This is a genomic window from Leptospira perolatii (assembly GCF_002811875.1).
Classification (GTDB): Bacteria; Spirochaetota; Leptospiria; order Leptospirales; family Leptospiraceae; genus Leptospira_B; species Leptospira_B perolatii.
In genome coordinates, this window is the sequence record NZ_NPDZ01000004.1 from 87,666 (window position 1) to 98,776 (window position 11,111).

Sequence of the window (11,111 nt, forward strand, 5' to 3'; positions counted from 1 at the left end):
GAGGAACTTTGGATCGTGTACGGGCCCGCCTATTTAAAGGCGGATACTGCGTCTGATTCGTTATCGAAGATTTCGAAGAAAGATGTTAGTTTTGTTAACTCGAATACCTTTCTTACCGATCCCGCGACATTGATGATTTTAAGTCCTCCCTGATATTTCTTTAGGTTAGAGAGGCTGGAAATCAAGGCGCCGATCCCAGAGGAGTCTATATAAGAAACTTTCTCTAGGTTGATGATGGTATAGTATTTTTGCTCTTCGATGAGCTTAGCGATTACGTCTTTTATCTCTGGAGCATTGTAAAGGTCGATCTCTCCGTTGATATCGAGAATGACGATGTTACCGCTTTCCCTTCTGGTGATTTCCATAAAAAATCAGCAACTCCTTACTATATCTATTTGAACCAACCCACTATAAGGGGGTTATTCTCTATATAGTCAACGAGAAATTTCCGATCTTTCATACAAATTTTTCCATTTAGAGGAAAACTCTGCAAATTTGCCGTCTTGAATCGAGAGACGAAGTTCCTTCATGAAGTTTTTCATAAAATGCAAATTGTGATACGTGCTGAGTGAAAAAGCAGTGAGTTCTCCCACGTGATGGAGGTGGCGCAAATACCCTACACTATATCTTTTACATACTTTGCATGAACATTCTGAGTCGAGAGGAGCATCGGAAAGCTTCCACTTTTCATTTCGAAGATTCAATTTGCCTGTGGAAGTAAAGACTTGACCGTTTCGAGCGTTGCGAGTCGGAAGAACACAGTCAAACATATCGACTCCGTTTCTCACTCCGTCCAAAATATCCGGAACTGTTCCGACTCCCATCAGGTACAGAGGACGTTTTTTGTCGGTATTGGGAGCAATTCCCTCCATAATTCTTACGAAATCTGGACGAGGCTCTCCTACGGAAAGTCCTCCGATGGCGATTCCGGAAAAAGGAAGAGAGTTCAAAAAGGAAAGACTTTCCAATCTCAGCTCTAAATTGATTCCGCCTTGAAAAATTCCGAAAAGATTCTGAGAATTTTTTCGTTTTTCCCAATAATTGACCGATGCCTCCGCCCATCTGTGAGTCCGCTCCAAGGATTCTTTGATCCTCTTTGTATCGGCATTACCGGGAGGGCAATCGTCTAACACCATCATTACGTCCGACCCGATCATCCTCTGGAGATCGATCACTTTTTCTGGCGAAAAAAAATGAGAACTTCCGTCGATATGAGACTTGAATGTCACTCCGTCTCTTTCAAATTTAAATAATGAACCGAGGCTGAATACTTGAAATCCGCCGCTGTCCGTAAGCAGGGCTCGATTGTAAGAACTGAATTTTTTCAGCCCACCAAATTGATTTAGAACTTCTTCTCCAGGACGGAGATAGAGATGGTACGTGTTTGCAAGAATCAGATCGAATTCTAATTCATCTATGTCTTCTGAATCTAGCGCTTTGATGGTTCCGCGAGTTCCCACCGGCATAAAAACCGGAGTCGGAATCTGAATCCCGTTTAGATTCAGAGTTCCGGTGCGCGCAAAAGTTGAGGAATCTTTACATTCTTCTTGGAAGATCATTTCTTCCAAGAACAGTTCGGAGTGATACAGCTCCCATAAATATTCAAGCTATGTCCCGTGATTTTGAATCCGTTGCTCGCGGCGGCTTGTTCTTGTAACTGTTCGATTCTCTCATCGATAAATTCTACGATTCTTCCACAGTCCGCACAGATAATATGATCGTGATGTGTATGACCTATAATGTGTTCGTAATACTTATAGTCCTGGCCGAAGTTATGCTCTTGGAGCAACTTTGCTTCCACCATAATGGATAGAATCCGATAAATGGTCGCTTTGGAAATCTTATCTCTCTGGTCCTTGAATTCTTCGAGCAAACTTTCCGCGGTGAAATGATTGTGTAGGGAAAAAATTCTCTCTGCAACCATCATTCTTTGGTTGGTAATCTTAAGGCCCTTCTTTTGCAAATAGTCCGCAAAAGTCTTCATTTCGACGCGGACTGATTCGTTTACGGTATTCAGTATTTCGGCTTCCCTATCCTTGTTCATGCTTTCCTAGTCGATGTTTAATGGTTAGGCGAAAAAAATAGGCTCGAAGAAATTTCCCTTACTTCGTTATCCCTATTACTCACTATCCGCAACAAACTCCTTTCCCCCAATGAGATCAAATATCTAGTTTGGACGCAATCCAAAAACACCAAAACATCTTTCAGGAAATTATGAAGTCCAAAAGCTTCCGTCAAAGTCATTGACTTATCTCATTAAAAATTGTCTGGAGATTATTCGTCGATCTTTCCCGCAATGGAGAAATACCAGGCCCTCTCCATTTCTTCCGAAATACGAACCGCGAGAATTCTGAGCAATCTAGTTTGAGCCTGAGCCTCGGACTCTCTAAATCCGATCTGGTCAGAGTAGACAATTCTTGCCGGAATTTCATCCCTCTCGAGCGGAATCCTTTCCCCTCCTGCTTTCTGCAGTTCTACTCTACAGACGACCAACATTTCTCGACTTAAATGCTGCCCCCCTTGGTCTAAAAGAGCTCCGACTAACTGATAGTGACTGATTTCCCCATAGATTCTGTAAGCCGCCCCGGATTTTTCCCGGGTTTGCAAAAACCTGCCTCTGAAATCGATTTCTTGACGAACCAGTCCCGTGAGTTGTGTGTGCAATCCCATCCCGTAGGAGTTGTTTCTAAAATTCTGAACATAGACAGTACGTTTTGCGTCGGGGATAGGAACTCCGTCAATTTTCGGTGGAACCCCGGGTTCCCGAGTCAGATATGTGCAGGAACATAAGAGTAGGGAGATCGTAATTACAAAAAGCGAAACGCAGTGTCGCATAATCCTTCAAACTTTTGGATCTTCCGATTGACGCAACGAATTTACAGGATTCTTGCTTTACATTTCCGGCGAAAGGATTAGGAATTTCCTAATGGATTCTTTCTAAATTTTTGGAATCTTCCTAGAATGCTTTTTTCGCTTCGATTTTTCGTTCTTTTCCTGATTTTATCTCCTAGCCTTTCTTTGCTTACCGCGCAAACGACACCCAAGCTTGCTTCCTTGCATTCGGTCGGGAAAAAAGAGGTGAAAACATTTGCTTCCATTTGGAAAGACTTGCCTCCCGATCTACTCGCAGATCTCGGAACCTTAAAATTTCCGACGGAGGTCGAAACTCCGATTTCTGGATCGTATGCGGAATTTAGAGTGCATCACCTGCACATGGGATGCGATTTCAAGACCTTCCAGGCAAACGGACTTTTAGCTCTTTCTCCTTTTGAAGGATACGTGGAATCCATCTCGCAATCTACAAAAGGATACGGACTCAATGTTATGCTTAAATCTGTCCGATCAAATTTGAAAGCCAAGTTCGCCCACCTCCAAGATACACTCGGGAGCAAAAGGGAAATCGAATATTTAAGAGAGGCTTTGAGCTTGTTGAGCGGAGGAGAATTTAGTGTAAAGCTTCCGCAAAATTTATTCCGCTTATCCAAGGGAGAATCCTTTGCCAGACTAGGGGAATCAGGAACAGGGGTTAGCCACCTTCACTTCGAGCTGCACTTGCCTGGCGGTACTTTGAATCCACTTCCCTTTTTACCAATGAGAGGAACGGATACGACTCCGCCGGAAATTTTATTGTTATACATAGACTCAAGCGATGGAACTCAGTTACGACTACCGGTAGAGAAAAAAGCAGAAGGAAACTTCGTATTGGGGGGAGATCAGATCTTAAAATTGGGTGGAGAACTAAGAGTTAGAATCGGTGCTTATGATCTGATGACATCGAAAAATAAAAATAACCTATTCTATACTTCTGCGCACTTAGGAGAGAACTTATTATTCGAGAGATCCTTTCGAGGAATGAGCTTTGAGGAAGCAAGGACTCACCACGCAATTTTTGATTCGAACCGTTCCGGTTTGAATCCACCCATTTATGTGTACAATCTGTTCCCGGAAGACGGTCCTACCCTAGATCTGAAATCCAGTCCGATCGGAAGTACGGTTCATCTGATTTTAACCGCCTCTGATCATGCAGGAAACATTTCTCGTTTAGACTTGCCGATCGAAGTAATCCAAACCGATCACAAAAAGCAGACAATTACTCGAACCGAATTCGCATCTTCCGATAGTCTTCTCAAAATTAAAACTTCTCCGAGAACCACTTACGGATCCGGAAAATTAACTTTTCGAAAATTAGAAAAACTAGAAGAAGATGCGAAACTTCCGGAAGGCTTAACCCTGAAAGGACATGCCTACGAGTTAGAATCTACAGATCTGACTTGGGTTGGAGAAGCTGAACTCACCTGGAAGGGGATACGACTCGGCAAAAAAGATCACGTTTACGTTTTCGACAAAGGATCCAAAAGATGGTCCGCGCTCAGACAAAGAGGAACAATCTCCTATCTTACAAAAGTAGGATATTTGGCCATTCTGGAAGATGATGCAAAACCAATCATTGCTCATCCTTTTATGATCACCAGGTTTCGTTCTGTGCCAGAGGCAAGGGACAATGATTGGGAAGAAAGATTGTATATGATTTCGGATGTAGGCTCCGGTTATGCGGGAGGCGCCGAAGTGCTTTTAGAGGGTGAACCTTATCCGACGGAATTTGATCCGGATCGTAAAATGCTGATCTTGAAAATCCCTAAATCTTTCTCTCGTTGGAAAACAAAAGTCATGGTTCAGATTCGGATTAAAGATAGAGCTGGAAATACCTCTGATTGGTTTACGGATCTGGTTCGAATCCAGAATTAGATTACGAAATAGCGATTCATAAAAATCACTTCGGAAAATAAAAAAGCCATCTCATTGAATCTGAGATGGCTTTTGCCAAAAAGATTGGAAGATCTTAACTTAGTTCTCTTGGTTTTGCAGAGAGTAGCGAGAAATTTCCAATACTTTAAACTTAGTTTCCGCTCCACCCAAATTCAAGATGGCAATGTCACCCACTCGTTTACCGAGCAGTGATTTAGCCAAAGGTGATTGGTAGGAGATGATATGTTTTTCGGTGTCAGCATCCCAAGCTCCCAAAATTGAGTAAGAGTGAGATTCTCCAGAAGATTCGTTCTTCAGTTTTACAGTAGTACCGATATTGATACGATCCGTTTTTACATTCGAAAGATCTAATACTACCGCATTCTTCAGTTCTTGCTCTAACTTCTTGATCTGAGCTTGTAGTTGAACCTGACGCTCCATCGCAGCTTTGTATTCTGCATTTTCGCGTAAGTCCCCTCTTTCCTGAGCTTCTCCGATATCTCTGGAGTTTTCAGGCATCTCTACGTTTACAAGGTGTTCGAATTCTGCTTTTTTCTGGTTTAGAGCCCAGCGAGTAACCAACACCGCGTTTTCCGGAATTCCGGTAAAGAAGTCGTCTTCTTCGTCGCCCTCGTCTTCCTCTTCCCAAACCAGGTCCGGTTTGATGCTTTGGATCAGGGCCAAAAGCTTGTCCTTTTCGGTTTCTTCGATATAAGGAACCTCGCGATACAGAGCGTACACTTTACGAATGTACTCAGAATCTCCGTTTTCAATCGCTTCTCTTACGACTGCCGCATCATTTCCGAATAGAATCTCTTGGCAGGTGTTTTTGAGTTTGGTTCCCTTTTCTTCGATTTTTGCCAAAGGTTTTAATAAACGAAGTACCCTTAGGATCAAATCCTGACGTGATACATTCATCCATTCCTCTTCCCAAGTTTTCCAGAGAATGGACTTGGCAACCCAGAGGAACACTTCCGGATTTTCTTTGGCGCGGCTTGCCGCTGTCTCAATAAATAGATTGAGTTCCGCAAACTTTTTATCGTCTTCAAGAACCGAAACAACGTACTTGTTGTTTTTGACCGGCACCTCGAAAAGTAATCCGACCAAAATATTGATCGCGTCCTTGTGGAACTTTTTGACCAGATCCACAAAAGCTTTTTTGATTTCTAAGTTCGTAATCTTTCCGGAAATTTCGAGGAGTTCCTCGCGACTTAGATTCTTGATCAGTACGGCCGCGTCCTCTTCCTTTTGTCTTCTTTGGAAGTCGTAAGGAGCTCCGTCTTCTCCTTCCATTTCGGAAGCCACTTCGTTTAAATACAGATATGCTACGATTCTGCGATAAGGATCACTCGAATCTTCTTCTTCAAAGTAATGATGCGCAAACGTATCGATCGCGCTCTCTGCTTCTTCTTTGTTGCGAAGAGCTTCCATCGCGATGTCCAAACGCTTGGAAGCATCGGTGTTCGCGTTGAATTTTTCAGTGAGCTCTTCGGCAAAGGTAATCGGTTTTTCGCGATACTCTAGTTCATCTTTTTTCTTAGGATTAAATCCGAGCTTCGGTTCTTTCTTAATTACGTTCTTGGCTTTGTTCCACCATTTGGACCACTCAGAAGTCGGTAGAAACTTTCCTACGACTTCGGCCTTGATCTCTGAAACCAGCATATGGTTATCGAAGGAAGTCAGAAGTTCTTTGAAGAATTCCGGAATATTATTCTCGAATAAGCTAACTACGGCATCTTTGTTTTCGTAGTATTTTACCCAAATATGATCCACTTTGAGCGGTTTTAAGCTCGTGATCGCCATTTGGATAGACAGCTTGTGGTTTTTCTTATCCTTGAAATCCACAAATATAGAATCACCGTTAGGCGAAATCGATACGATCTTGCCGACTCCCCAATTTCTATGGAGAACGTAGTTATTCGTATCGAATACGATGTTTCTTTCGAAATTGGAAATACAAACCTTTACAGGCTTCCTGTTATTTCCCAGTTCGGACATCTTTAAGAAGTCTTCTAAAAGACTGTGATTTGCGTACTTCAATTTGTAAACGCGAATCAACTCGTTACGAGCTTTGTTTGAAATTGGCTCGTGATCCAAAATTTTCTTTAATAGATAGATTACCTTGTCCCAATCTTCGGTAATCTTGCAAGGCTCAACCAAAGGATAGAGATATCCAGCGAGTCTGGTTTTTTCTCTGTGCCCAAGAAGAACTCTTTCGATTTTTTCTACGAACTGAAGATCGTCGTAGCTATTCGCTACAAAGATAGGCCAAATTTCCTCGAACTGTTCGTAATCTTTGGTCTTGGCAAAGGTTTCGATTGCTTGTTTTAAGAATGCAATAGCTCTATCTCGATTTTCTTCGAGGATGGCGAGTCCGTATTTTTTGGCGATTTCGGGATTCTTGCGGTCTTGCTTTGCGAGTTTTTCTAGAACAGGCTTGAGTTCTTTATTTTTCTTCAGCTTTTCTAACGCTTCTGCTTTGAAACGTAGAGCATATCTTTCTTCGCCATATTTTAGAATATTATCGGTAATGTGTTCGATGATCGCCCACTTACCCGCTTGCTTGAAAGCATCGAGTAGATTCTTAAAGAAAGACGCTGCATCTATGCTTCCTTTAATTAATCCTAATATTCCGAGCATATATCTTGCGGAAATACTCTCTGGATGCTCCGCTAAATGCTCTTCCAACTTAACTTTTGCAGCATCAGATAAACCGGAAGAGGTGAATAATTCGATTAAATCATCATAGATTTTAAATCTGGATGCAGGGATGGAGTTGGCGTCCGAGCGGACGTAAATTTCCTCATTGAAGAGGGATGTAAGCTTGTCCAAATCGCTGGCAGGCTTGGTTTCCGCGGTTGTCGCAGTTTCGTTAGACATAGGAATTACTCCACCGATGGGGTCGGCTTGAAAATTGAATGGAATAGCCGCTGGTTTTGTCTCTTTAGGGCCCTTTCTAAATCAATTATAGCCAGGTAACCTTATCCGTAAACTAGAATTTCGCCCTGGCTCGCCAAGTCTCCAAAAGGCCCGATTTTTGGAGAAAATTCCTTGGTTTTGTTCTAAATTTCGAGCGAGTCCACTTGGCAGAAAATTCTAAACATCTCTCTTTCAATTTTTGGCCCAAGAGAAACAGAGTCCCCCTCAGGAACTTTTCGCTCTTTCATTGACAAACTTTTGACCCAAAAACAAAAACGCGGAGGGTTTCCCGCTCCGCGCTCTCTCAGAATTGATTGTAAGGATGGAATCTGCTTACTGATTCCCTCCGCCAGCTCCTCCGCCGTTACCGCATTCTCTTTCGGTTTTTGCTTTGAGCATCTTGTCCAGCTTATGCTTCGTCTTGCAATCTTCTGCATCGAAGTCGATCGACGCACCGTCAAAGTGCACCTCGAATACGTCGGATAATACTCTCAACTCATCGAAGAACAGATACACTGTTTCACCACTCGTATCAGCGCGGGAACGGATCTTGAATTGTTTAAATACCAGAGTTTTTACCTGAGGATAAGAATTTACATCCTGAGGAACGGCTGCAGGGACTTCGAAAGTGAGGGGTCTCCAACCGATAAAATCCAGGTCTCCGAATTGGTAGATATGGCTATCACCTTTCCAATCTTCTAACCAGCCTTCCAGATTGTACTCGTTTCCTCGACCGCAAACCCATACGGAAACCGCCTTCACAACTCCCGGAAATTCCACACCGTAGATTTTGAATTCTTTGCGTTTGTTGTTCGCGTCTAGATACGCCATCTTACGAGTAATTTCATACTCTGCTGATCTGGGCGGGCGAATCGTAACAGAATTTTCTCCAGGAAAGGTAAAAGCGAACTTTACACCCAAAACCTTCGCGGTAGACGCTTCTACGTTTTTGATGTCTCCCGGTTTTCCGGAGATCAGTTTCACTTCTCTTAACGCCTGTGCGTTAGACGCTACCGGTTGGTATTGCGCGTTTTGGCCTTGAGGCACCTGGGTATCTTTATCCGTGAATACTTCCCAGCCATACGGAGCTCCGTTGGCAGGGTTGTCCCAAGATTCAACTGTAATAGAGCGGAGTTCCATTCCACTTACGTCGATCCCGGTTGCTGTGTCCAAGCCCCTCTTCTTTTTCATTACATACTGAGCTTCCACAAAGCCCAAGAGGAGAGCGATGCTGATCACGGCGGTGAGAGCCGCGGTTGCCTTAATGGTTTTACTGAGGTTTCTCATGCCTTTCTTCCTAAAAGAAAATTACCAATTGTCCTTGATCTCTGAACCAGGATACTTCGTGTCCGATTTGTCAGCGCGAACTTCCAAATCATCAACATAGAAGTAAAAAGAACCGCCTACTTCGTGCACATCACTAGTTACGAAAAGAGATACGAATCTAAGATTCTTGTCTAATAACGCGAATCTAGTACTTTGAGGAACAAATCCCGGAACGGTTGCAGTCAACTTTCTCCAACCAAAATAATCCAATCTTCCTAAACGAATATTGTGGGTTTTGCCCTTGTAGTCTCTGAACTTCACGTAGAGAGTATGTCGGAACTTTCTGCCTAGACCCCAAATGGAAACTTGGCGAGCCTTTCCTTTGATCACGTATTCATGAGGAGGAAAAACTTCCACGCGATCGAATCCTCTGTCGTTGAAGTAAGTCTTGATTCCGAGAATATGATTCTTTTCGATTTGATTCCCGCCGTTATCCGGTACGGTATTCTCGTCGAACACATCTTTAATGAGTCCTCTCTGCACCATCTTGAGAGTTTTTGTTTCTCCCAATGGAGTGGTGGATTTTGCCCTCCAATCCTCTGCTTCCTCGAAATTCTCGAGGATAATCTTCTCAAGAGGATCTGGAGGAGCTTGGCCCTGTGTGGTATCTGTCGGCTGCCCGGAAGTTCCGGTCAGGGCCAAGAAAAAGAGAATAGCAGCGAGAAAGTATATCTTTTTCCCCATGAGAATTTCTCCTAAAAATTCAGTACAATCCTATCTAATTCTGAGATGCTGGGAAATCTTCCAAGCTCCCGCCTTCAATGAGGCCCTGGAACTTTTGGAGAACTTCAATCATTCTACCGACACCTTCGGCAGGAATGAATATAGAGGATTTTTTACTATTAGACCACTCGGAAACTTTGAGATAGTAACCGTTGTCGTTCCGTTTTAGGTCCACCAGAAACTTCTTATTCTGAGTGGCCACCTTTTCGGTAAGGATTTCCGGGTCCAAATAAACTTCCCCTCCGCGTCTCTGTGTATAAATATCGGTAGTCGAAGTACCAAAATTAGCCAACTAAAAAGTTTTTTGGCATTTCTGGAGAAAAATGCATTTGGGAAGTTTGGGGTTCGTTTTTTCGGGGCCCCACCCTGCTCTGGGTGGGGGGATGGTGGCGGGTACCTTTCGCCCCCCGGCTGCGAGCTGGGTATCAGAATTGAGCCGTTTGCGCAAGCCGATTTTTATCGCAGAGTGCTGTAGGAGCTCCTACAGGTTCAAATTAGACATAATTTGATTTTTTCAGAAAGGTTCAGCTGCATGGCGATTCTTTTTACTCTTTCCTTCCTCGTTTCAGTATTATGACTCCAATGATCCAAAGGTAGTTGATCACAAGCAGCCCAAGACCGCCGTACAAACCGGTTCGAAGGAATCGATCCCTTGGATCTGAAATTGGGACCATCAGTCGGGGCGGAAATTTTGCATTCAAGTGGAGTGACTCAACGGCCCCTTCTATCACTTCCAGATAATATTTGTACAATTCCGAGCGCGGATACATTTCCCCAGTTCTTGGATCCCCTAATTTCCAGTCGCACTCATCCTGAGAATAGGAAGTGCAAACCGCCCAGGTGTAAATAGCATCGCCCTCTTCCCAGTCCTCTTTGACCCAAGGAATAATATGAAAAAATATTTCCCTGGAATCAGTGGCTCGGAAACGAATCGTGGCTGTTCTTGTGTACAAGTAATTAGTTAAGAATTTTGCACTTTGAAAATGAACGATTCTTGCGGAAGAATCTTCTCGCAAAGAATCCGGATTTTTTGCCTCGTAATATCTGATCCCGAAAGCGTACGACAGACTCTTGCTCAGATAAAGAGCCGAAAGTGGACCGGACACAAAACCTAAGAACATCGCGAGCAGCAGGATGTTTCCAAAGCGCTTGGTCAATTTTATTGTAATATATAAGGAAGGTAAAAAAAGGATAATTAATAAAAAGATAATCTCAAATAAGGTCCCGAACAATCCTACGGGCAAAAATAATGCAGCCATCCCGTTTACAAAAAGCAGGCCGAGCCCCAAGACTTTCCAAGATGGGTCCTGTCGATTGGGATACATACGATCCCCGGTTTTGACCAGTCCAAAAATCATAGCGGTTAATTCTAAAGTGACTACGTTAGCTTCTATGAA

The 11,111-nt window shown here is 43.3% G+C and carries 10 protein-coding genes; 1 reads left to right on the forward strand and 9 read right to left on the reverse strand.

Annotated elements, in window-relative coordinates; all coding sequences use genetic code 11:
- Positions 1 to 29: 29 nt before the first annotated feature.
- From CH373_RS08180 to lptE, 4 genes are all read right to left on the reverse strand, one after another.
- Complete coding sequence (locus CH373_RS08180; protein WP_100714589.1) at positions 30 to 365, reverse strand: STAS domain-containing protein; 336 nt, start codon at positions 363 to 365, stop codon at positions 30 to 32.
- Positions 366 to 434: 69 nt separating this feature from the next.
- Positions 435 to 1,559: a tRNA guanosine(34) transglycosylase Tgt gene (gene tgt, locus CH373_RS08185; RefSeq protein ID WP_100714588.1), complete on the reverse strand. Its 1,125-nt coding sequence runs from the start codon at positions 1,557 to 1,559 to the stop codon at positions 435 to 437.
- A complete protein-coding gene (locus tag CH373_RS08190; RefSeq protein ID WP_100714587.1) occupies positions 1,556 to 2,044 on the reverse strand; it encodes a Fur family transcriptional regulator in 489 nt (162 codons plus the stop codon). Before CH373_RS08190 ends, tgt begins: the two co-directional genes overlap by 4 nt.
- A gap of 230 nt (positions 2,045 to 2,274) precedes the next feature.
- Entirely contained in the window at positions 2,275 to 2,835 is a 561-nt protein-coding gene (gene lptE / locus CH373_RS08195) for an LPS assembly lipoprotein LptE (protein ID WP_100714586.1), read from the reverse strand.
- A gap of 126 nt (positions 2,836 to 2,961) precedes the next feature.
- Here lptE and CH373_RS08200 point away from each other — a divergent pair, with 126 nt between their 5' ends.
- Positions 2,962 to 4,746, forward strand: a complete 1,785-nt coding sequence (locus CH373_RS08200; RefSeq protein WP_100714585.1) for a M23 family metallopeptidase — start codon at positions 2,962 to 2,964, stop codon at positions 4,744 to 4,746.
- A gap of 99 nt (positions 4,747 to 4,845) precedes the next feature.
- Here the strand turns inward: CH373_RS08200 and greA are convergent, their stop codons facing one another.
- From greA to CH373_RS08225, 5 genes are all read right to left on the reverse strand, one after another.
- Positions 4,846 to 7,626 carry a transcription elongation factor GreA gene (gene greA / locus CH373_RS08205; RefSeq protein ID WP_100714584.1) on the reverse strand — a complete coding sequence of 927 codons (2,781 nt, stop codon included), beginning with the start codon at positions 7,624 to 7,626 and terminating at the stop codon, positions 4,846 to 4,848.
- A gap of 372 nt (positions 7,627 to 7,998) precedes the next feature.
- Positions 7,999 to 8,952 (reverse strand): flagellar filament outer layer protein FlaA1, encoded by a 954-nt coding sequence (flaA1, locus tag CH373_RS08210; protein WP_100714583.1) that lies wholly within the window; start codon positions 8,950 to 8,952, stop codon positions 7,999 to 8,001.
- Between the two features lie 21 nt (positions 8,953 to 8,973).
- Positions 8,974 to 9,675, reverse strand: coding sequence for a flagellar filament outer layer protein FlaA (locus CH373_RS08215; protein ID WP_100714582.1), 702 nt, complete (start codon positions 9,673 to 9,675; stop codon positions 8,974 to 8,976).
- 34 nt (positions 9,676 to 9,709) lie between these two features.
- A complete protein-coding gene (locus CH373_RS08220; RefSeq protein ID WP_100714652.1) occupies positions 9,710 to 9,943 on the reverse strand; it encodes a DNA-binding protein in 234 nt (77 codons plus the stop codon).
- Between the two features lie 316 nt (positions 9,944 to 10,259).
- Positions 10,260 to 11,072 carry a hypothetical protein gene (locus CH373_RS08225; RefSeq protein WP_100714581.1) on the reverse strand — a complete coding sequence of 271 codons (813 nt, stop codon included), beginning with the start codon at positions 11,070 to 11,072 and terminating at the stop codon, positions 10,260 to 10,262.
- Between the last annotated feature and the right edge of the window lie 39 nt (positions 11,073 to 11,111).

What these genes read in the sequence shown, in the direction of transcription:
- CH373_RS08190 (WP_100714587.1), bottom strand. Translation starts at nt 2,044, where the DNA reads ATGAACAAGGATAGGGAAGCCGAAATACTGAATACCGTAAACGAATCA.
- CH373_RS08225 (WP_100714581.1), bottom strand. Translation starts at nt 11,072, where the DNA reads ATGATTTTTGGACTGGTCAAAACCGGGGATCGTATGTATCCCAATCGA.
- CH373_RS08215 (WP_100714582.1), bottom strand. Translation starts at nt 9,675, where the DNA reads ATGGGGAAAAAGATATACTTTCTCGCTGCTATTCTCTTTTTCTTGGCC.
- CH373_RS08200 (WP_100714585.1), top strand. Translation starts at nt 2,962, where the DNA reads ATGCTTTTTTCGCTTCGATTTTTCGTTCTTTTCCTGATTTTATCTCCT.
- CH373_RS08180 (WP_100714589.1), bottom strand. Translation starts at nt 365, where the DNA reads ATGGAAATCACCAGAAGGGAAAGCGGTAACATCGTCATTCTCGATATC.
- tgt (WP_100714588.1), bottom strand. Translation starts at nt 1,559, where the DNA reads ATGATCTTCCAAGAAGAATGTAAAGATTCCTCAACTTTTGCGCGCACC.
- lptE (WP_100714586.1), bottom strand. Translation starts at nt 2,835, where the DNA reads ATGCGACACTGCGTTTCGCTTTTTGTAATTACGATCTCCCTACTCTTA.
- flaA1 (WP_100714583.1), bottom strand. Translation starts at nt 8,952, where the DNA reads ATGAGAAACCTCAGTAAAACCATTAAGGCAACCGCGGCTCTCACCGCC.
- greA (WP_100714584.1), bottom strand. Translation starts at nt 7,626, where the DNA reads ATGTCTAACGAAACTGCGACAACCGCGGAAACCAAGCCTGCCAGCGAT.